The sequence below is a fragment of the Cohnella silvisoli genome (genome assembly GCF_021190915.1).
Classification (GTDB): Bacteria; Bacillota; Bacilli; order Paenibacillales; family Paenibacillaceae; genus Cohnella; species Cohnella silvisoli.
The window spans coordinates 433,528-454,828 of record NZ_JAIOAP010000001.1; the positions used below are offsets into that span (position 1 = coordinate 433,528).

General features: G+C 49.9%; 16 protein-coding genes and 2 riboswitches. Of the genes, 15 read left to right on the forward strand and 1 reads right to left on the reverse strand.

Going from position 1 to position 21,301, the window contains the following annotated elements; translation table 11 throughout:
- Positions 1-32 precede the first annotated feature (32 nt).
- The 11 genes from ctaD to K7P76_RS01915 all read left to right on the forward strand — a co-directional run bounded on the left by ctaD (position 33) and on the right by K7P76_RS01915 (position 8,702).
- Complete coding sequence (ctaD, locus tag K7P76_RS01865; RefSeq protein ID WP_232183426.1) at positions 33-1,838, forward strand: cytochrome c oxidase subunit I; 1,806 nt, start codon at positions 33-35, stop codon at positions 1,836-1,838.
- On the forward strand, positions 1,835-2,455 hold the full coding sequence (locus K7P76_RS01870; RefSeq protein ID WP_232182389.1) for a cytochrome (ubi)quinol oxidase subunit III: 621 nt from the start codon (positions 1,835-1,837) through the stop codon (positions 2,453-2,455). The genes ctaD and K7P76_RS01870 overlap by 4 nt, the downstream gene beginning before the upstream one ends.
- Positions 2,456-2,459: 4 nt before the next feature.
- Positions 2,460-2,783 (forward strand): cytochrome C oxidase subunit IV family protein, encoded by a 324-nt coding sequence (locus K7P76_RS01875; protein WP_232182391.1) that lies wholly within the window; start codon positions 2,460-2,462, stop codon positions 2,781-2,783.
- Positions 2,784-2,861: 78 nt separating this feature from the next.
- Positions 2,862-3,785 (forward strand): cytochrome c oxidase assembly factor CtaG, encoded by a 924-nt coding sequence (ctaG, locus tag K7P76_RS01880; protein WP_232182393.1) that lies wholly within the window; start codon positions 2,862-2,864, stop codon positions 3,783-3,785.
- Between the two features lie 129 nt (positions 3,786-3,914).
- The gene (locus K7P76_RS01885; RefSeq protein WP_232182402.1) at positions 3,915-4,376 is read left to right on the forward strand and encodes a DUF420 domain-containing protein; all 462 of its coding nucleotides are present in this window, start codon (positions 3,915-3,917) and stop codon (positions 4,374-4,376) included.
- A 180-nt stretch (positions 4,377-4,556) separates the two neighbouring features.
- Positions 4,557-4,651, forward strand: a riboswitch (cyclic di-GMP riboswitch).
- Positions 4,652-4,715: 64 nt separating this feature from the next.
- Positions 4,716-4,901, forward strand: coding sequence for a hypothetical protein (locus tag K7P76_RS01890; RefSeq protein WP_232182404.1), 186 nt, complete (start codon positions 4,716-4,718; stop codon positions 4,899-4,901).
- 162 nt (positions 4,902-5,063) lie between these two features.
- A complete protein-coding gene (locus K7P76_RS01895) occupies positions 5,064-5,900 on the forward strand; it encodes an electron transfer flavoprotein subunit beta/FixA family protein (RefSeq protein WP_232182406.1) in 837 nt (278 codons plus the stop codon).
- Positions 5,897-6,931, forward strand: coding sequence for an electron transfer flavoprotein subunit alpha/FixB family protein (locus K7P76_RS01900; protein WP_232182408.1), 1,035 nt, complete (start codon positions 5,897-5,899; stop codon positions 6,929-6,931). Before K7P76_RS01895 ends, K7P76_RS01900 begins: the two co-directional genes overlap by 4 nt.
- Complete coding sequence (locus K7P76_RS01905; RefSeq protein ID WP_232182410.1) at positions 6,915-8,210, forward strand: FAD-dependent oxidoreductase; 1,296 nt, start codon at positions 6,915-6,917, stop codon at positions 8,208-8,210. Before K7P76_RS01900 ends, K7P76_RS01905 begins: the two co-directional genes overlap by 17 nt.
- Positions 8,211-8,534, forward strand: a complete 324-nt coding sequence (locus tag K7P76_RS01910; RefSeq protein ID WP_232182411.1) for a ferredoxin family protein — start codon at positions 8,211-8,213, stop codon at positions 8,532-8,534.
- A 15-nt stretch (positions 8,535-8,549) separates the two neighbouring features.
- The gene (locus tag K7P76_RS01915; protein WP_232182413.1) at positions 8,550-8,702 is read left to right on the forward strand and encodes a hypothetical protein; all 153 of its coding nucleotides are present in this window, start codon (positions 8,550-8,552) and stop codon (positions 8,700-8,702) included.
- Positions 8,703-8,732: 30 nt separating this feature from the next.
- On the opposite strand, the gene K7P76_RS01920 is transcribed toward K7P76_RS01915, so the two are convergent.
- Positions 8,733-9,008 carry a hypothetical protein gene (locus tag K7P76_RS01920; protein WP_232182414.1) on the reverse strand — a complete coding sequence of 92 codons (276 nt, stop codon included), beginning with the start codon at positions 9,006-9,008 and terminating at the stop codon, positions 8,733-8,735.
- 138 nt (positions 9,009-9,146) lie between these two features.
- On the opposite strand from K7P76_RS01920, the gene K7P76_RS01925 reads away from it, so the two are divergent.
- The 4 genes from K7P76_RS01925 to K7P76_RS01940 all read left to right on the forward strand — a co-directional run bounded on the left by K7P76_RS01925 (position 9,147) and on the right by K7P76_RS01940 (position 21,276).
- Entirely contained in the window at positions 9,147-10,313 is a 1,167-nt protein-coding gene (locus K7P76_RS01925; protein WP_232182416.1) for a PQQ-dependent sugar dehydrogenase, read from the forward strand.
- A gap of 102 nt (positions 10,314-10,415) precedes the next feature.
- Positions 10,416-11,240: a zinc ribbon domain-containing protein gene (locus K7P76_RS01930; protein ID WP_232182418.1), complete on the forward strand. Its 825-nt coding sequence runs from the start codon at positions 10,416-10,418 to the stop codon at positions 11,238-11,240.
- A gap of 65 nt (positions 11,241-11,305) precedes the next feature.
- Positions 11,306-12,718, forward strand: a complete 1,413-nt coding sequence (locus K7P76_RS01935) for a zinc ribbon domain-containing protein (RefSeq protein WP_232182420.1) — start codon at positions 11,306-11,308, stop codon at positions 12,716-12,718.
- A 226-nt stretch (positions 12,719-12,944) separates the two neighbouring features.
- Positions 12,945-13,020: riboswitch (cyclic di-GMP riboswitch) on the forward strand.
- Entirely contained in the window at positions 12,988-21,276 is an 8,289-nt protein-coding gene (locus tag K7P76_RS01940) for an RHS repeat-associated core domain-containing protein (protein WP_232182422.1), read from the forward strand. Its footprint overlaps the riboswitch before it by 33 nt.
- The last annotated feature ends 25 nt before the right edge of the window (positions 21,277-21,301 follow it).

The window sequence follows — 21,301 nt, forward strand, 5'->3', positions numbered from 1 at the left end:
ATGGACACACGGTCAAGCGATATACCGGCTTGATGGATTGGCTAACGACCGTCGATCATAAGAAGATCGGGATTCTGTATATGATTGCAGGTCTGTTCTTCTTCCTGATCGGCGGGCTGGAAGCGGTCGTGATTCGGGTTCAGCTTATGAAACCGATGAATGACGTCGTTTCCAGTGATACATTTAATGAATTGATTACGATGCACGGAACGACTATGATTTTCTTGGCGGCGATGCCGCTATTGTTCGCGCTTATGAATGCGGTTATACCGCTTCAAATCGGTGCTCGCGACGTAGCGTTCCCATTCTTGAACTCGCTCGGATTCTGGACCTTCTTCTTCGGAGGGGTGCTGCTTAACCTTAGCTGGTTTGCAGGTACGGTGCCGGATGCGGGTTGGACTTCATATGTGCCCCTAGCGGGGCCGACATATAACTCCGGGCATGGGGTAGACTATTACGTCATTGGTCTGCAGATTGCCGGGATAGGAACACTGCTCGGCGGTATTAACTTCATGGCCACAATCATTAATATGCGGGCGCCTGGGCTGTCTTTTATGAGACTTCCTATGTTCACATGGACCATCTTTATTACGTCAGCTCTAATCGTGTTTGCGTTCCCTGCACTGACGGTTGGTCTGGTTGCGCTCATGTTCGATAGGCTTTTCCACGCTAACTTCTTTGAAGTTGCTAACGGAGGAAATGAAGTGCTATGGGAGCATATTTTCTGGGTGTTCGGTCACCCCGAGGTATATATCCTGATTGTGCCGGCTTTTGGAGTAATCTCAGAAGTTGTCAGCACGTTCTCGCGTAAGCGTCTTTTCGGTTACAGCTCCATGGTATTCGCAACCGTGCTGATTGCCTTCCTCGGATTTATGGTATGGGCTCATCACATGTTTACGACAGGTCTTGGACCGGTTGCCAATGGATTGTTCTCGATCGCGACGATGTTGATCGCGGTGCCGACCGGCGTGAAAATCTTTAACTGGTTGTTTACGTTGTGGGGCGGATCGATTCGGTTCACGACGGCGAGCTTATTCGCAATCGGATTTATTCCAACCTTCGTTATGGGCGGAGTCACCGGCGTTATGCTAGCGTCTGCGCCTGCGGATTACCAATATCATGATACCTACTTTGTCGTTGCTCACTTTCACTACGTTATCGTGGGCGGCTTGATCTTCGGTATTTTCTCAGGTCTGCATTATTGGTGGCCGAAAATGTTCGGACGCATGCTCAATGAAACGCTTGGGAAAATTACGTTCTGGACATTCTTTATCGGTTTCCATTTGACGTTCTTCATCCAGCATTTCCTTGGATTGCTTGGTATGCCGCGCAGGGTCTATACTTACTTAGACGGTCAAGGCTTCAATAACATGAACTTTATAAGTACCATCGGCGCATTCTTGATGGGTATCGGTACGATTGCGTTCCTGCTCAACATCTTCATTACTTGGTCGAAGCCTCGTAACGCCGCGGCTGATGCTTGGGAAGATGGCCGCTCGCTGGAGTGGTCGATTCCTTCTCCGCCGCCGGAGTACAATTTCAAGCAAACTCCGCTCGTTCGCGGTTACGATGCATGGTGGAAGGAAAAAATGGAAGGAAAGACGGCGATGACGCCAGCCGAACCGGTTGGATCGATTCATATGCCTTCGCCATCGATTCTGCCATTAATCATGAGTTTAGGATTGTTCATCGCAGGTTTCGGATTTATGTATGATCGTCTTATCGTAGGCGGTCTTGGTTTATTGATTACGTTCGCCTGCATGATCCTCCGTTCTTTGTATGACGATCACGGTTTCCATATCGAGCCGGAAGATCAGGATGAGGGGGTGCACGCATGAGCGCACACGATCACTTAGACGGACAGTTGCCGCACGAACCGGAAAAAGCGACATTGGAAGCCCGCAATAAAATATTGGGATTCTGGATATTCCTTGGCGCGGAAACCGTATTGTTCGGAACGTTGTTCTCCGCATTCTTGGCCTTGCGTCATAATATCGGAGATGGCCCAACCGCTAACGAGCTGTTCCAACTGCCGATGGTATTCGCGGCAACAATGCTCCTGTTGACTTCAAGCTTAACGAGCGTATTCGCGGTTCAGTCCTTGCATCACCATAAGAAGAACGCCATGGTCGGTTGGCTGGTCGTTACAATCGTGCTTGGGCTTTGCTTCCTTGGGCTTGAGATTTACGAGTTCTGGCACTATGTGCATGAGGGTCATGGTTTTACGACAAGCGCGTTCAGCTCCTCGTTCTATACGCTAGTCGGCTTCCACGGAGCTCACGTTGCATTTGGGGTACTATGGATCAGCCTCATCATCGGTCAAATTTTCAAAAAAGGCTTGACCGTAGTGACGGCACCGAAAGTATATATTTCAGCCATTTACTGGCATTTCATCGACGTTGTCTGGGTTTTCATCTTCACCGTTGTTTATTTGATGGGAAAGGTGGGCGGTTAATCTCATGTCGAGCAACCATAACCATTCGGCTTCCGGAGAAGAGACTAAACGCCATAAGGTGGAAGGTCCGCAGAAACATATCGTCGGCTTCGTAATGTCGCTTGCGCTTACGATTATCGCTTTTGCGGCAGTATCCGCGGGCGAGATCAATCCGACGTTTACGTACATTATTTTGGTGGCGATGGCTGTCGTTCAGGTATTCATTCAGATGGCATTCTGGATGCATATGAAGGATCGCGGACATACGTTTCCGATTATAGCGATTTTTGCCGGCGTATTCGTCGTATTCACCATGGTGATCATGGCCCTGTATTGGGTTTGGTGGTAAGGAATCAATGGGTTTAATTGCAGAGAGGCGGGCCACAATCCGACCTCTCTTTTTATGTAAAGAGGAGGTTGACGGCTTATGTGGGGGTTGGAGTACTTTTCGTTTAGCGACTTGTGGAGTCCGATGTTCATGCTCTTCATGATGGCTGTCGTTGTTGTGTACACGTTCGTCGTCGGTCCTTGGAGACATCGGTTCGCAGGAAGTCAATCGGTATCCGTCCTACGTCAACTGTCTTTTATTATATCGATCGTGTTGTTGTATTTGACGCAAGGCGGCCCGTTAAGCTTGCTCGGGCATCTGATGTTCACGTTTCATATGACAAACATGGCCATAGCGTATATTCTTGTTCCCCCGATGCTGATTTACGGAATTCCGGATTGGTTATGGCGCTGGATGTTCCAGGCCGGATTCTGGAGGTTACCTGTTTTCCGGTTTATCATGAATCCGATCATCAGCTTGGCTTCGTTTACGCTTTTGTTTTCCATCTACCACGTGCCGGATAATCACGATTGGATCATGACTCATTTTACGGTGCATCGAATTTATTACATCGTTCTATTTATTTCTGCAATGATGATGTGGTGGCATGTGTACTGCCCGATTCGGGAATGGAAAAGGATGTCCAATCTGCTTACGCTTGGTTATATCTTTATGAGCGGGCTGCTTCTGACTCCTGCTTGCGTGATGATTATATTCGCCAGCGGACCGTTGTTCGCCGTCTATAACGATCCGCAGGTATGGGTTAAAGCGATGGGGTATTGCGTCTCGGGCAACCCCGCCGATCTGCTGAGCAAGTTCGAAGGACCCTCATTCTTCAATTTGATGAGCCCGAGGGACGATCAACAGCTGGGCGGCATCGTGATGAAATTAGTCCAGGAGTTCGTCAACGCGGCTGCGTTGTATGCGGTGTTCATGCAATGGTATCGCCGGGAGCGGGCGCGAGAAGACGACGACGCTCTGGATCCCGTGGCGACTAGCCGGTTGAGCGCTACGGAGAGATAGGCTCGGCGGATGAGAGATTTATTAACAATGTGTGACGGTGTGCCGAAACGTTTGAACAAACCGATTGGGACAGGTACAATAAGATAAAAGCAAGCTAGCAGTTATGATGATAGAGCGGGTGAATGTTACATGTCATGGTATGACATCTTTCCACTAGTAAGTACAAGCTTCATTCTATTAAGTGGAATACTCGTTGCCATCGGATGGCGGTTGATTATCAAGAAGAAACGGGAAGCGCACGAGAAGGTAATGGTTTCCGCCGCTATAGCGGCGAGTTGCTTCTTCATCATCTATGTGTCGCGGACCATCTTCATCGGCAATACGATGTTTAACGGACCGGAAAGCTTGAAGACGGTGTACCTGATTTTCTTGTTGTTCCATATTGTATTGGCTACGGTAGCGGCAGTATTCGGAATTACAACGCTGACGCTGGCCTATCGCAAGAAGTTCGCCAAGCACCGCAAGTGGGGTAAAGTAACGTCGCTTATCTGGTTTGCTACCGTGATAACGGGAGTTACGGTATATGTTCTGCTCTATCTCTGTTATCCGGGCGGACATACAAAACCGGTTATCGATGCGATATTCGGATAAAAAGTCAAAAAAGAACCCTTGGACATGAGCGATCCTCGGGTTCTTTTTTAGTTCAGTAGGCGTAGGTCTAAAGTAATATTTTGTCGGAAGCTGATTAGATAGCAGGGAATAACGCTTTAATTGTCGAATTGTGCATAGGACAATAAGAGTAATAAAATTGTTTTCGATCACAGCCAAGTAATAGAACAAAGGCAAATCCGTCCGAAAGGCGGAGACGCAAAGCCACGGGTCTAAGCCGTTCCCTGAAGGGACGGGATGACAGCCGGGTTGCTCGGAGAGCTTGGTTTTTTGCTGTTCAAAATAGCACTAATCTGAATTAAACACTAGGGGGGGCAGTAGGTGGGTAAATTAAAATTAACGAACGGGAAAATGTATATCGTTACTTTGCAGAACGGGAACACGATGGAAGGCGAACTGCATGATCTTAAATGCGTCGGAAATGAATTGTATTCGCTATGGATAGATATGGGGAGTCAGCTTGTGTATGTGCCGTTCAGCGATACCAAAGACATAAAGCTAAAGTAATAGGACGTCCAATGGAAAAGACAGCATGCTTCCGAAAAGATTTCGGGAACATGCTGTCTTTTTTTGGTGCGGCAAGTGGACAAACCCAGTCATGATATCGGCTTCCGCTTAATATAGATAAGAGTGATCGGTTGAGCCGGATTTCTGGAAAGGGTGAGACGTATGCTGCATATCGTTGCTTGCATTAAGCAGGTACCGGATACGAAGATCATCAAGATGAACCCGAAGACGAATACGATGGATCGCTCTAGCGCTCCTGCCATTCTGAATCCTTACGATTCGCATGCGGTGGAAGAAGCGGTTCGGCTCCGAGCCCGTTATGGCGGTGTCGTTTCGGTGCTTACGATGGGTCCGCCGCCGGCCGTTAAGGCCATCCGCAAATGCATCGAGATCGGCGCAGACGAAGGTTATATGATTACGGATCGAGCTTTCGCGGGAGCGGATACGCTTGCTACGAGCTACGCGCTGACGAAAGCGCTGGAGAAGATCGGGCAGATCCTCCCGATCGACCTCATCATCTGCGGCAAAATGACGATCGACGGAGATACGGGGCAGGTCGGTCCGGGAATAGCGCGAAGGTTGGATATGCCGCCGCTAACCTCAGTCAACAAAGTTGTCGAGATTAATCAAGAGGAAGGTTATGCGATCGTGCATCGGAAGCTGGAGGATGGCTACGAGGTAATCCGATCGACGCTGCCTTGCCTCTTCTCGGTAGAGAAGGATATTAACGAAGTACCATACTCCACGATGCCGAATATGCTGAGGGCCGCGCGTTATCAGCCGCATATTTGGTCGGTGAGCGATCTATCCGACATCGACAAGGCACAGCTAGGCTTGAAAGGTTCGCCTACGATTGTCAGCTCGGTATGGGCGCCGCAGAAACCTCAAGGCGGCACGCTGCTGGAGGGCGACCCGGTGGAACAGATTCGCCAGCTTCTCGATATCGTGTTGCAGCGCAAAGAATTGTTCGAAGCTGCCTTAGGGGGTGGAACCCATTGAATTTCGATGATTATCGCGGAGTATGGGTGTTTATTGAGGAGAAAGACGGAGCCGTCGCCCCAGTATCTCTCGAGCTTCTGGGAGCAGGTCGGCTTCTCGCGGATAAAAGAAAGGCGGTGCTCGCAGGTGTGCTTATCGGCAGCAACGTAAAGGCGCTTGCGCGGACAGCGTTCGAGTATGGGGCCGACAAGGTGTATGTGTATGACGATCCGATCTACCGATTCTATCGGACGGAAACGTATATGCGGGCGATGCTCGCTTGCGTGGAGAAGCATAAGCCGGAAATTCTGTTATACGGCGCCACTTCCACGGGTAAAGATTTAGCAAGCGCTGTGGCAACCGATCTTCCGACGGGTCTTACGGCAGATACGACGCAGTTGGATGTAGAGGAGGACACAGGGCTGCTGCTCGCAAGTCGCCCTGCATTCGGAGGTAACATCATGGCGACGATCCTGTGCAAGAAATATCGTCCGCAGATGGCGACCGTCCGGCCTAAAGTGATGAAAGCGTTGCCCCGCAAAGCGAAAGCAGCCGGCGAGCTCATCGAGGAGAGCATTCCGATCACGGAAGACGACATTCGCACGAAAGTATTGGAAATCGTCAGAACGACGACGCAACGGGTTCGGATTGACGAAGCCGATATTATCGTAGCCGGAGGCAAAGGACTTGGCGGGCCAGCGGGGTTCCAGGTGGTGCATCAATTGGCGGAGACGCTTGGCGCGGCGGTGGGGGCAAGCCGGGACGTAGTCGAAGCGGGCTGGATCGAGCATCACCATCAGGTCGGGCAAACTGGGGTGACCGTGACGCCGAAGATTTATTTTGCCATCGGAATATCGGGTGCTATTCAGCACTTGGTCGGGATGCAGAACTCGAGCCTCATTATCGCCATTAACAAAGACCCCGCGGCTCCGATTTTTCAGTCCTCCCATTATGGAATCGTGGGCGATGCGCTGACGATCGTGCCGATGCTCACCGAAGCTTTCAAAACCGCGTTAGGAAGAAAGGAAGAGGTCGATGCCGGAAAAGTTTGATGCGATCGTCGTTGGAGCGGGGCCCGCGGGAATTGCCTGCGCTTACGAATTAGCCAAAGCGGGCGTTAACGTGCTGCTTATCGAGCGGGGGGAGTACCCGGGGTCCAAGAACGTTATGGGCGGCGTGCTCTATCGCAAAATGATGGAGGAAATCATCCCCGATTTCCACAAGGAAGCACCGCTAGAGCGCCCGATCGTGGAACAGAGGTTCATGATGATGGATAAGGCATCGGCGGTTACTTTTTCTTACAAGGGAATGGAATGGGCGGAGGAGCCGTTCAACAATTTCACCGTGCTTCGGGCCAAGTTCGATCAATGGTTCGCGGCGAAAGCCGTCGAGAAGGGCGCTTTGCTCGTTAATGAAACGGTCGTGCTGGAATGCATCGTGGAGAACGGTAAAGTCGTGGGCGTGAGAACGGATCGACCGGACGGCGAGCTAAGGGCGGACGTGGTCGTGCTCGCGGATGGAGTGAATTCATTGCTTGCCAAGTCGCTCGGGTTCCATAAAGAGTTCAGGCCCGACGAAGTGGCGCTGGCAACGATGGAAATTCTGAAGCTCGACAAGAAAATCATCGAGGATCGTTTTAGCCTTGAGGAAGGTCAAGGCTGTACGATCGAGCTGTTCGGAGACGCGACCAAGGGCATCCTCGGTACCGGATTTCTGTACACGAACAAAGATACGCTCAGCATCGGCGTAGGAACGTTACTTTCCGGGCTCATCAAGCATAAGATAAAACCATACGAGCTGATGGAATACGTGAAAACCCATCCGATGATCCGCCCGTACATTCAAGGAGCGGAGCCGCAGGAGTATCTCGCGCACCTCATTCCCGAAGGCGGGTACAATTCGATACCGAAGGTTGTCGCTGCAGGTGTGCTCGTCGTTGGGGACGCGGCGCAGCTCGTGAATGCCATTCACCGCGAAGGCTCCAATATGGCAATGACTTCAGGCAGGCTGGCCGCGGAGACGATCGTGGCGGCGAGGGAACGCGAGGATTTCTCCGAAGCTTCGCTGGATGAATACCGCAAGAAGCTCATGGGAAGCTTTGTCGGTCAGGATATGAAGAAATATAAGGATTCCACCCATCACTTCGACAAATTCCCGCAATACTTCGAGCAATATATTCCGATGATGAACAAGGCGGCAAGCCAGATGCTTACGGTAGACGGCTCATCCAAGTGGGAGAAGCAGAAGAAGATTTGGCAAGACATCGGGCCGGCCAAGCAGAAGTTCAAGATCGCCCGCGATCTGTTCCGGGCATGGAAGGTGATGAAGTAAATGAGTGAACCGCAATCGCAACCGCAAGCCGCCGCCGCCGCGAAAGCGGCCAACATTGAGGAGAAGCAATATTTGCTCCGGTTCAACGCGGATACGCAATCTCACCTGCATGTTATGGACACGGAAGTATGCATGACGAGCTGTCCGGACAAGATTTGCACGATTTTCTGTCCGGCCGAAGTGTACAAATGGGAGGATATACGCATGCACGTCGGCTACGAGGGCTGTCATGAGTGCGGAAGCTGCAGGATTGGCTGCCCGCATCAGAACATCAAGTGGGTATATCCAAAGGGCGGGCACGGTATCGTCTTTCGACTCGGGTGAGGGGTGGGACGTGGAATGAAAATTGGCGATCACGTTATTTTTGTGCAAGACGGCACGAAGGGAATCATTATGGAAATTCATGAAAACCTTTACCACATCGTGTGGGAGGATCACTTCAGCAGCTGGGAATACGGCGAGACGTTAAGGAAACAAGAAGCTTACCCGTGAACGTTGCCGGGTAAGCTTCTTTTAATGGAATTAATTATTGGGGGGCTGCATGGATTCGACGGATACCATCGTGCGGTCCAGGTCTTCCTCGATTAGCTTCATATGGCGATCGATCTTCTTAAGTTGCATGTTCGTTTCGGAGCGGAAGGTGTGAAGCGTTTCCCGAACTTCATTAATTTCTTCTTTTAATTCGGTTTTCATGCTCTTCATTTCCTCAGTCAGTTCTTCAATCTTGGCATTGCTTGCGCCTTGCATCTTGATGAGGGTTACTACCATATCTTCTATTCTATTTAATTGGTCGGACAATGTATCTTCCCCCTCGCGGAATTCATATGGATAGTATATCAAAAATCCAAGCTCATGAAATGAATATTTTGACGGACCAAGCCGCCCCTTGTGATCCCTTTATCCATATGCGATGATCTTGGGTAAAGGGGGCTGATTATGATGAAAAGATTGGTGATGGCTATAACGGGAGTGCTGTTGATGTTTAGCCTAGCCGCATGTTGGGGAGGCGGCTCGAAGGAACCGGAATCGACGGACGTCTCGGAGGAAACGAGCGGCCCCTCTCTTAGCTCTATTTTCGGAACGCGGACATTCGATAAACCGGTAGGCTTGGAGCAACGAGCCGGATCCGAGGATATTCTATATATCATTGAGCAGCCGGGAAGAATCGTTAGCATGAACCTTAAGCATCCTTCGGACAAGCCGGTGAACGTGCTCGACATTACGGAGCGAGTCAACGACGACGGCAACGAGCAAGGGCTGCTGGGCCTCGCCTTTCATCCGAAGCATCCTAACCAAGCCTATGTCAATTACACGACTCAGACCCATACGGTAATCGCGCGCTATGATGCCGATCCGAATCAGCCTGAACGTCTTGATCCCTCCAGCGAGCAAATTCTGTTAACTTTCGAACAACCTTATGCCAACCACAATGGCGGTCAACTGGCATTCGGTCCGGATGGCTATCTGTATATCGCAACAGGAGACGGCGGGAGCGGGGGAGACCCGCACAATAACGGTCAGAATCTGAACAGCCTGCTTGGCAAAATATTGCGAATAGACGTGGATCGCAGCGCGAATGGGCAAGCATACGCGATTCCCGCGGATAATCCGTTCATCGGCAAGGGCAAGGAGGAAATCTATGCGTACGGGCTGCGTAATCCTTGGCGGTTCAGCTTCGACGAGGCGACCGGTAAGCTATGGGCCGCAGATGTAGGACAAGACCGTTTCGAGGAAATCAACGTCGTTGAGAAAGGCAAAAACTACGGCTGGCATATTCAAGAGGGAACGGAGTGTTTCAAACCTAAGGAGGGCTGCAACAAATCGGGGCTAGAGCAACCACTGTTCACCTATGGCCGCGATCAAGGTGTATCGATTACGGGTGGTTATGTGTATCGGGGCGAACAGTTGACGGAATTCGTCGGGTGGTACGTTTATGCCGATTATGGGATGGGCACTCTGTGGGCGCTCCGCCAACGCGGGGACGGAACGGTAGAAAACAAGACGCTGCTGCAGTCGGACGCGAACATTACATCGTTCGGCAGGGATTCTGAAGGAGAGTTGTATATATGCACGCAGGATGGGGAAATTTTAAGATTATTTTAGGTGATTAAGGATAGACGTATGAGTTCGTTTCCTACTATAATACGTATGATTAATAGGGAATTATTACTAGATTATAGCAATTATGTGGAGGATGAAAAGCGCGTGCAATGTACCCAATGCGGTCATATCAATCAAGCGGCTAGATTTTGCGTAAAGTGCGGTGCCCATCTAGAAATAGCAGCAACATCGGAGGTGACGAACAGCGACTATCAACCGCCTATTCAGCAGCATGCGCACACCGCTGCACCCTCATATACGGGGGCACCCGCGCAGCCTAATGAGCAGATTCAACAGGTGAAAAAAATAAGCAAACAATACCTCTCTTATTTCCTGGAAGCGCTGAAAAGCCCGGTTAAAACGGGTCAAAGCTCGAATGATGGTCATATGGTCAACGGATTGATCACGTTTATCCTATTCGCGCTGACGCTACCGCTAATCATGTATTTTCAGCTTCGCGCTTCTGTTCGCAATATAGGTTTCTTCGGTTTGGAATCTCATATTTCGTTCGGCAACGTCGTGATTAAGCCGTTCTTTTTTATGTTGATCGTTGTGATGCTAGTGAACTCCGTTATTTTCCTTGTGCTTAAGCTGGGGAATGCAGGGGTTAATTACCGGGAAGTGACGGCTAGGTTCGGTACTTTCATGATTCCATCGGTTGCTTCTTTCCTGATCGCTCTCTTGTTTTCTTTATTGATTAGCGGTTCAACGGTTATGGGGTTGTTAATCGGTATTGGGCTTTTCTCGTGGTTAGTAGCCGTCTGTTTCGTCATCTATAGCTTTAAGAAGGATCATGCGGGCGGACTGGATGCATTTTATGGCGTTATTATTACCTATGTTGCTTCTGCTATTTTACTAGGGTTATTCGGCAATGATATTCTACATACTTTATTCGGAGGCTTCGGAGGTTCATTCCTTTTTAGAAGTTAAGACAACTTAGAGATGAGGTGATCATCATCGCTATAACCCATTACTGCAAGGAATGCGGAACGAAAATGGAAAGCGATTATGCTTTTTGCCCGGAATGCGGCGCTTCGGCAGCCCAAGATGCGGAGCCACAGTCTCAAATAGAGGCAGCGATTCCGCAATCTATACCGCAGTCCCGCAAACCAATGATTGTATTGTCGAAAAAAGCTAAGATTCTAATAGGCAGCGCGTTGCTAATCGTGGTGTTAGCGGTTGGAGCCTATTTAACGGGCAAGTATTTGACGGATGAAAACCGACTCATCGATCGTTTCGAGAAAGCGGTAGAAGACGGCAATGGGGATAAGCTCTATGACTTATTATCCGCATCGAACAAAGAGAACCGCTTCGATCAGAAGGCGGCTGACGGTATCGCACATTATCTAAAGTCGAATCCGGATGCCCTGATCCAAGTAACCGACCAATTGAAGCGCCAAGCTAAGTTGCTGCAAAGCGGCGATGTGGAAGCGCTCGGGAATGCGGATGACGTTACATTCGTTTATTTGCATAAGAAGGACAAGCGGCGTTGGCTTTTCTATAAGGATTACGAGTTGATAGTCAAACGGTACATGGTTCCCGTGCAAACGAATTACGAAGGTGCCAAAATCTTGGTGGATGGCAAAGAGGTGGGCGCGGCTACCGGGGAGGAATCCGTGATCGAGGTCGGTCCCCTTCTTCCGGGTGAGTACGATATGAAAGCCGTCTATGAAGGGGAGTATACAACCTTAGAGAATAAGCAGAAGGTGTTGCTTTTTCCAATGGAAAGCACCCCAAAGACCGTTAGGCTTGAGCTCGAAGGACATTACGTCAACGTCTATTCCAATAACAATAAAGCCCGGATATTCATTAACGGCAAGGATATCGGGCTCGTCGTCGCGGATGGACAGCAAATCGGACCGATCGTGGTGGACGGTTCCAACAAGATGTATTTGGAAGCGGAATATCCATGGGGCAAAATGAAAAGCGCTGAGCATCCGATCGATTCCGACCAGATGGAAGTTAACATGGGGGGGTTGAACGAATCGGCGAAAGAGGACATTATGGCCTCAGCCCATGATTTTGTAACGAGTTGGACCCAGTCGCTTCAAGAAATGGATGCCAGCAAGCTAAAAAATGCGAGCGCGGAGTGGACAGCCAACATATCGGATTATATCGGAGTCATGAAGGCGAACGCTCAGAAGTATAAAGGCTCGATAAACCGGATGACTTTCGACTTGGACAGCTTTGTTCTGATACCGCTCGAGGACGGAGGATATTCGGCGCAGGTGAACGTGCAGGTCGATTATAGCGAAATTACTTATTACATGGAGGATAAGGCTCCAGCGCCTATAGACGGAACCATCTATACGAGCTACGAATTGGTTTATGACGGCGGACGGTGGCTAGTATCGAGTTGGTCTTCGGTCAATGGAATAGGTACGGAACATACGAAGGTTTATAAATAACGGGTGCCGGGTCATAGGGAACGATTCATAGGGAACTGTCCCAAGAAGTCTGAAGAAGACTTTAAGGGACGGTTCTTTTTGTTAGGTGTGCCAAGAGATGTGGACCTAAAGTCCGATCAATATACAAAAAGTTACAAAATATCTTAAAAAACGATTCTCAAGACGCAGTTTTTTGCTATAATAAGGATTGCATTATCCAAATTTTTCTTTAATATCAAAAAATTAAAACCGATAAAGGCAAACCCATCGCGAGGTGGGGGCGCAAAGTCATGGGTCCCACGTTGGATCGCCAGACCGCCGAAGTTGTTGAGCCTCGCATCTTTTTGCGTTGCCGCACGCTTAGGCGTTGCGGCTTTTTGCTTTATATCGGGAATATGGGGTGCGCGATGAGAGGCAAAGGTTGGGTTCGTAGTTTGTCTGTAACACTATTAATTTCTTTCATGCTAGGGTTAGCTCCTGCAGCGGTTTGGGCAGAAGCGGCAGACCGGTTAGGAGACGCGTTAGCTGCGGGCGGAGACGCAGTACAGGAACAAGTATCATCATTGTTGGAGAGTCTGAGCGAAGAGCATCAGGAACCTTGGTCGGACGGCCCGGATCAGACGGAAACGCCGCAATATTATTCTTTTACCGGTGATCAAGTTCTGGTAAAACGTCCCAGTATGGTAGAGGAACGCGGCGGTGCGGGCGGCGCTTATTTGGAAATGAACGATACCGCCGCTATTTTCTCCATAAGCAATGGCCGCATTACATTCACTTGGAATGATAATTTACAAGACTGGATCGACGCGCAGGAAGGGCAAGCTGTTAGCCCGCCGGCGGGCTACTCCGTAACGGTAGAAGTGAAAGAACTGAAGAGCGGCACCATACAAACGCTTGTCGACGACAGAACGGATACTTCAGGCGCAAATACCTATCCATGGAACGGTAAAGACGCCAAGAATAATCCGTCCCCGGACGGCTTCTATCATTGGCGATTAAAGGCGACGCCGCCTACGGTCACCTTCGAGCTCCCTCCGCTGAAAGCGGGCGGTCAACCTCGTCTGGTTGAGAAAACCGCTCCCGCCTATTCCATGGAATATCAGCTTTTTGTCCTAGACCGTACAGCACCCGAAGTTATAGGCATACTTCCGCTCGGAGACAATCAGCTTGCGGTGGAAACGCGCGATATGGTAGGCGGATTAAAGAAAGTAACGGTAAATGGTTCAACGACGAGCACGAATAGCTGGACAACCTCTCCGCTTCGTACCGCCGTATCCGTTCAACCGGGAAATTCGGAACGGCTGAAGATAACGGTAGAGGACATTGCCGGCAACAAGACGGAAGAGACACTGCCTGTGTATCCTTTTATTACGGGGACGGGTTCTGAAGAATACGTGCCGAACGCGCAAGCCGTCGTAGCTGGGCAAAATACGCGCATCAACTTGGCAACCGGCAACGGGACGCAGACGTTCCAAGGCTTTACGCAGCAGGGGCCTGGGGTCGATTTGGATATCTTTTTTACATACAATCATCAGAACCGGGTTAAAGGCCCGTTCGGTTACGGATGGAATTTTAACCTGGATTCCCGCTTGAATAAGTGGGAGGGCGGGAACATCACCTGGCAAGGCTTTGACGGAACGGTGTATTGGTTCAAGCCGGAAGGGACCGGGTATGTCACCTATGCGAACGGACAGCGGCAGAATTACCCGAATTTAACGCTGGACCCTAGCAATCCGAAGGACCCCAACGCGTTCGTCATGGAATGGCCTGACCAGCTTCGCTATCGCTTCAAGAACGATGGACGTTTCTGGATGATTCAGGACCGTTACTTGAATGAAATCTATTTTGAATGGACCGGCGCGAACGACTATCATCAACAGGACTTGCGGATCGAAAGCGTCAAAGATACGAGTGGGCATTTGGTGCAATTTACTTACGAGCCAAATACCGGAGATATGAAGTCTACCATTATCACGGATTTGGACGGCATCGGCAGTCAGCCGGGGAGCGCTAAGCGGAAGTTTTTCTTCATGTATAACGAGCAAGGCGATTTTGTCGGATACCGGGATCCGTCCCAGAAGATCACCCGTTTTGTTTACGATGATTTGCATCGGATTTCCAAAGTCATCGATAACGGCAATAATGTGCGGAAAGAGGAAGGAGCAACGCCGGAGTCGGTTACGACGGCTTGGACATACGATGAAAGTAACCGCGTGACTCGTATGGGCATGACGCGCAAGCAGGATAACGCGGAGGAATTCCTCGGGGTACAATACGGAACCCGTGAGGCGACCGTACAGCAGCCCCTCGGTGATTATAAGCTTCGTTGGAACAGTGCGAATCTGCCGACGGAGGGCGTGGAAAATGTGGAGACGGCGACCGGGACGGAAGAAGCGAAGACGTCCTATGTGTACAACGCGAATAATCTGATCAGCGAGACGGATCCGCTAGGACGCCAGGCTCGTTATCGCTATGATGAACAGGATCATGTCATCGCGCAGCAAAGTCCATCCGGCCGAATCGTTCGTTACGCGTATGACGCCCAGCATGATTTATTAAGCGAGACCGGGCCGCTAGGTTATAACGTTTTGTATACGTACCAGAAGGACGGACGTAAAATCCTTTCCCGAACGACAGCGCGGCTAGCCGTTGATCCGGCAGACGTTAACGAGAATCAGACCATCACGACGAAAGATCAATATAACGGCAAAGGTCTGTTGGTGAAACGGACCGATGGCAGCGGAAATATTTTCGATTATACGTATGACGAAAATGGATTTTTGGCCACCGACGGATCACGTTTATCCTACGAGAACGATCTGCACGGCAATATTTTGCGGCAGACGTCCGACAAGGGAACACCTGATGAAGCGGTAACCGTATCGACCTTCAATGAGGTTAGTTGGCTTACGCATCGCGAAGGTCCGACCGGCTTGATCGAAGACTTCGAGTATGACGCTTGGGGCCGCGCGACGAAGGTCATTCAGAAGGACAAGAGCGACCAAACACATACCGTCACTCATGCCTATCGATATGACGATAGCGGGAACTTGATTGAAAAAACGGATGGTTTGACGAAAACGACCTATAAAGTAGACGGCGTGGGGAATGTTTTGTCGCAGGTGACGCTTCCTCTCGAAGAAGGCACGGAAGGAAGGCGGGAAGAAACGAATGTTTACGACAGCCGCGGGCTTGTCGTGAAGCGTACCGATTCGCAGGGCGAGACGACCGAGACGAAGTATGACAAGGCTGGGCAACCGGTCAAAACCATAGTATCGCCTGACAACTTGACGACAACGATCGAATACGACGCGGCTGGCCGCCAGAAAGCAGCCGTGGCAGCCGACGGCGGACGTACCGAATATGCGTATGACGCGTGGGATCGGGTTATTGAACAGAAGCAGTTCATTAAGCCTGTTTTCCCAAGCAATATTGCGGCAGGCTCCAGTTCTTTGAACGAGCAAATTGCGGTTACTAAGAACCGCTATGACAGCGCTGGACGGTTAATCGAGGAAAAACGCCCGAACGATTCGTGGATGAGATATGTCTATGACGGCAATGGGCAAGTTCTTGAAGCTTCGGTTGGAGGCCCGATCCCTCAATGGAACGGCTCACCGCTAGCTTCAGGTACAGCCGATAGTCTCTATGAAGGGCATGAAACGCTGCAGCGTCAGCAATATACGTTCGACAAACTGGGACGCATGCTCAGCTTTACCGATGGTAATGGGCATAAGACCGAGTACCGCTATACGGGCCGTACTGTCGAAACGTTGACTCCTGCTCTGGATGAGAGCGGAAGAGCGGTGGTTTTGGCACGGAAGGAATCGTTCGACCCGTTGGGGCAGCTCGTTCGCACTGTGTCTGAATCCGGGGACGTGTCGTCGGCTGCGTATAATGCATTCGGCAACGAGGTGCAGTCGGTTAACGAAGAAGGGCAAACGATTCTCACGAAGACCGATTCGTACGGCCGCGTGATCGAAAGGACCGAAGCCATAGATAGTTCCGGTGCCACGCAGAAATTCATGTACAAGACGGACGCATGGGGCAACGTGCTGGAAGAGAAGCGTCAGCTTAACGGCAGTCAGTGGGCGACAACGGGCTATCGCTATTCTCCGGAAGGAGATTTGGCGCAACAGACTTCTTCTTCAGGTCTAGTTACAGGATATACGTACGACTCTCATGGCCTTCTGAAGCAAGTGGTGGAACAAAATGCGGTTGGTAACGGATCGATGCAGGAGCGGGTTACCGCCTATACCTATGATTCTATGGGTCGCCAAATCAAGATGGTAGAGCCGGACGGCAGCATGAAACAATCCGTGTACAATACGTCCGGTAACGAAGTGTTGTCATTCGACGGCTTGAACAACATTACCGAGTCCCGTTACGATCTCGCGGGCTTAATGACCGATGCTATCACGTATAAAGAAGGAACCGTAGACTTAAGCGCGGCGAATATCAGTGCCTTGACGCATTATGTGTATGACGGGGCCGGTAACGCTGCGCTTACGAAAGATCCGAACGGGAATGTCGTTCGTTCACTTTTCGATCCCGGCAACAACCTGATTCAAGAAATCCATTATGCGCAACCTTCCATGTCTGGCGAGCAAATCTTAAACGAATACAGGTACGATCCGCGGGGGCTTATGGTGGCTTCCATCGACGGGAACGGTCACGCGACGACGTATGCCTACGATGCCGAAGGCCAGCAGACGATGGAGACCGATCCGGTCGGACATTATGTGAAGTTTGAGTATAGCGCGGCAGGTCATGTACTGGCAGAGCGCCGTCCGCTTGGCCGCGATACGGAATGGGTATACGACTACCGCGGCAATAAGCTGGAAGAGAAGGATGCGCTCGGCAAGATTCAACGGTTCAGCCTTGATTTAGACGGTCGGACGAAGACGGAATTCAACCGGCTTGGTGAAGCGACGCAATACGGTTACGATTCTGCGGGACGTTTGACATCTAAGCAAACGCCGAACGAGGGTGTTTTTTCCTACCGGTATGACTCTATCGGCAATAAGAGAGAAGAAGTGCGTCCGGTGTACGGCCCTGTCCGTTATGACTACGATAATCGTGACAGCCTGACTTCGATTGTCGAACCGCAGGCATCTGCCGGCGAATTGAAGACGGATTATTCGTATGACGCCGAATTGAACCGGACGAGCCAGAAGGACGGAAACGCCCAACTCACCGCATACGATTACGATGAGTTGGGGCGCCGTCTGCAAAAGGTTGTCGTTCGAGCCGAAGCCGGACAAGATATTTTTGAATACCAGTATGATCCTAACGGCAATGTTGTGCTTGAGAAGAAACCGGGTGGTCTGACGACGCAGTATCAGTACGACTTCATGAACCGAAAAACCCGGGAAGCCTATAACGACGGCACTTGGATTGCCTACACGTATGATCATGCAGGCAACGTGCTAACGCGCACCAATGCCGAAGGTACGCTAACGTACACCTATTATGACAACAACCAACTCCAACAGGTAACGTATCCGAACGGCGATACCGTTCTGTATGAGTATAACGAGAATGGCGAGTTATCCGCCGAAGTCGTGAACGGCAAACGTACCGAAGTGAGCAACGATGCCAATGGACGCCCGCTCAACTACACGGATGCCAACGGGCATAAGTACACGTATGAATACGACGCAGACGGTTATGTGACAGCGGTGAAGTATCCGAACGGTACGGTGACGTCTATTGCCTACAAGCCGGGTCATCTTATCGGTACGCAAAAGACGGAAATGTCGGGCACTGAGTTGCATTCCAGCAGCTACGATTACAATGCGCGGGATTTTATCACCGGCGTGAAAGATCATCAAGATCGTTCCGGGTATGCTTACAACGACCGCGAGCAGTTGATTCGGATCGAGACGCCAGAGGGCGACGTCATGCAATACGAGTATGATGGAGCAGGCAACCGAACTGTTCGTAAAATGGTCATTCAGGGCACGAAGGAAGATAAGCAGAAGGTCATTACATCTGACGAGCTTGTCGAAATGGTGCTGGCATCTTTCGGTATGAAGCCTCCTAAGCCAACCGATCCAAAAGATCCAACTGATCCAACCGACCCAACGGACCCGGGGGATGGTCCATCATGCGGACCGAATGGGAATGCCAATGGCAAGGATAAAGACAAGGGCAACAACGGAAATGCCAATGGGCATGACAAGGATAATGGTAATGGGAACGGCAATGGAAATGGCAATGGCAATGGCAATGGGAATAAAAAAGACGCATCTACGAATTCCAATTATATTGCATCCACCAACATGGATTTCATTGCCAAGAACGATAACGGAAACGGCAATGGTGGTGGCAATGGTAACAGCGGTGGTAATGGCAATGGCAACGGTAGCGACAATGCTGGCGGAAATAGCAGCAACAACGGAAATGGCAACGGCAACAGCGGGGACAACGGCAACAACGGAAATGGTAATGGAAATGGAAATGGAAATGGAAATGCCAATGGGCACGACAAAGACAAGGACAATAATGGAAATGGTAATGGTAAAGACAAAGATAAGGACAATAATGGCAATGGCAAAGACAAAGATAAGGATAAAGACTCAAGTGGCTCAGGGGATTGTAGCAATGGCAACGGCAATGGCGGTAAAGGCAACGGCCAAGGCTGGCAGAAAGCATTGGAGAATGGCAATGGCAAGAAGCTAGGACTGTACAAGAAGCTCAAGAAGAAGTTTGGCACCGATGGAGAAACCAGCGGAGGAACGGGCGAGAGCTCGAGCATCGAAATCGATACGATTTTTGAAACCGGCAAAATCGAGCATCTTCTCGCTGCCATCGATAACATCGTCAATGGCGAAGTGAACCTGCCTCCAGGCGAGAAAACGAAGCTTTTTGAACGGATTCGCGAAGTTGGTAAAGGATATACGGTTATCGGGACGAAGTATACGTATAACTCCCGTAATCAACTCGTTCACCGCGAGAATCTCATTCGTTACGAGGAATACGACTACAAGTATAAGGCTGACGGAAGCCTCCTTACCGATGGGCGCAGCAAGTACGAGTGGAACGCTCGCGGACAATTGACGAAAGTAACGTTCCCGGATGGCTTCGGCGAGAAGTACACCTACGACATGCTCGGCCGCCGTATCACAAAGACGCAGTTTAATCACCGCGGAAGCGAGCAGCAAACGACGACGTATCACTACAAAGGCGATACGTGGGTACTCACGGAAGAAATCGTAAGCGGAGACGAAGACGATGGTGACGATGGCGAGACCACCAAAGTGTACACCTACGACGCCAACGACCGTCCGTTATCGATTACCTTCAAAGGCCAGACGTTCTGGTACGTCTACAACGGCCACGGCGATGTCATGGCGCTCACCGACAAGGACGGTAAAGTGGCCGCCCGTTACGAATACGACGCCTGGGGTCTCGTCACCCGCATGTACAACCGCTACGGCGAACGCGTCCGCGAAGGCATCGGCTGGATCGGCGACCTAGGTACGGGCAACGGTAGTCCGGGTTCCGTGCAAGGACCGGAAGATGGCAGCGGCAATACAGTTCCGGACTACCATCCAGGCAATGGGAACCAGATCCAAGCTGAAGCAGCAACTCCAAGCTTGTCTTCTGAGACGGGGACAGTGGTTGAAGAAACTCAAACATCAACCGATGGAATCACCTTGGACAGTGTCTTAGCAGAAGAAGCAGACGAGACGACCGAGGACATCACGACCGATCTGGTTAAGGAAAACCCAATCCGCTATGCAGGATATTATTGGGATCGGAAGACGCAATACTACTATCTTCAAGCCCGTTACTACGATCCTCGTCCAGCTCGGTTTATTAGTGAGGATACGTATGAGGGTGAGATTGAGAATCCTCTGACGTTGAATTTATACACGTATGCTGGGAATAATCCTTTGATTTATTTTGATCCATCGGGTCATTCCTACGGTTCGTTTGATCCTCTAGATTATATGAAAAGCGTATTTTCTGGAGCTGCTAAAGGTGTTGTAAAAGAAGCCAAGGCTGCACCCAAACAAGTTTACGATAAGACGATAGGTGAATTTTGCCCTTGGTTTGGGTGTCAAGAATTTTATGATGGATTAGATGGTACTCCGCTTAGGTATGAAAAGGCTGCGATTACAGGAATAAAACAGGTTCCTAAGATTGCTAAAAAAATTCCAGGATTATTGAATAAAACAAAGAGAGCAGCAAAAAGTGTCTGGGGTCAAGCGAAAGGGTTATTTAAGGGTAAGAAAGAAATTAAAATTCCGGGCCGTGTTCAATCCAGAATCAATATTACAAATGAAGGATGGAAGCATGTGGTGAATAGGCATTTCTCTACTAAAAATGCATCACAATTTACAATATCTCAGAATGAACTTAGAAATTTACTCAAGAGTAATAAGGTTATAAATACTCCTATTACAAGAACCTTACAAAGTATGGAAAAAGGAACTCTGTACGTTCGAGAAGTGAAAAATAAAAATCCTATCGGACTTGATAAATTTAATAAGTTTAAGCCTACAAAAATAATGTCTGTATTAACTGATAAGTACGGTAATTTAGATACCGTATCACCAGGAATAATCAAATAGTTGATCTGAATAAGGGGTGAAACAA

Coding starts and splice junctions, on each gene's coding strand:
- ctaD (WP_232183426.1), top strand. CDS start 33: ATGGATTGGCTAACGACCGTCGATCATAAGAAGATCGGGATTCTGTAT.
- K7P76_RS01870 (WP_232182389.1), top strand. CDS start 1,835: ATGAGCGCACACGATCACTTAGACGGACAGTTGCCGCACGAACCGGAA.
- K7P76_RS01875 (WP_232182391.1), top strand. CDS start 2,460: ATGTCGAGCAACCATAACCATTCGGCTTCCGGAGAAGAGACTAAACGC.
- ctaG (WP_232182393.1), top strand. CDS start 2,862: ATGTGGGGGTTGGAGTACTTTTCGTTTAGCGACTTGTGGAGTCCGATG.
- K7P76_RS01885 (WP_232182402.1), top strand. CDS start 3,915: ATGTCATGGTATGACATCTTTCCACTAGTAAGTACAAGCTTCATTCTA.
- K7P76_RS01895 (WP_232182406.1), top strand. CDS start 5,064: ATGCTGCATATCGTTGCTTGCATTAAGCAGGTACCGGATACGAAGATC.
- K7P76_RS01905 (WP_232182410.1), top strand. CDS start 6,915: ATGCCGGAAAAGTTTGATGCGATCGTCGTTGGAGCGGGGCCCGCGGGA.
- K7P76_RS01910 (WP_232182411.1), top strand. CDS start 8,211: ATGAGTGAACCGCAATCGCAACCGCAAGCCGCCGCCGCCGCGAAAGCG.
- K7P76_RS01915 (WP_232182413.1), top strand. CDS start 8,550: ATGAAAATTGGCGATCACGTTATTTTTGTGCAAGACGGCACGAAGGGA.
- K7P76_RS01925 (WP_232182416.1), top strand. CDS start 9,147: ATGATGAAAAGATTGGTGATGGCTATAACGGGAGTGCTGTTGATGTTT.
- K7P76_RS01935 (WP_232182420.1), top strand. CDS start 11,306: ATGGAAAGCGATTATGCTTTTTGCCCGGAATGCGGCGCTTCGGCAGCC.
- K7P76_RS01940 (WP_232182422.1), top strand. CDS start 12,988: ATGGGTCCCACGTTGGATCGCCAGACCGCCGAAGTTGTTGAGCCTCGC.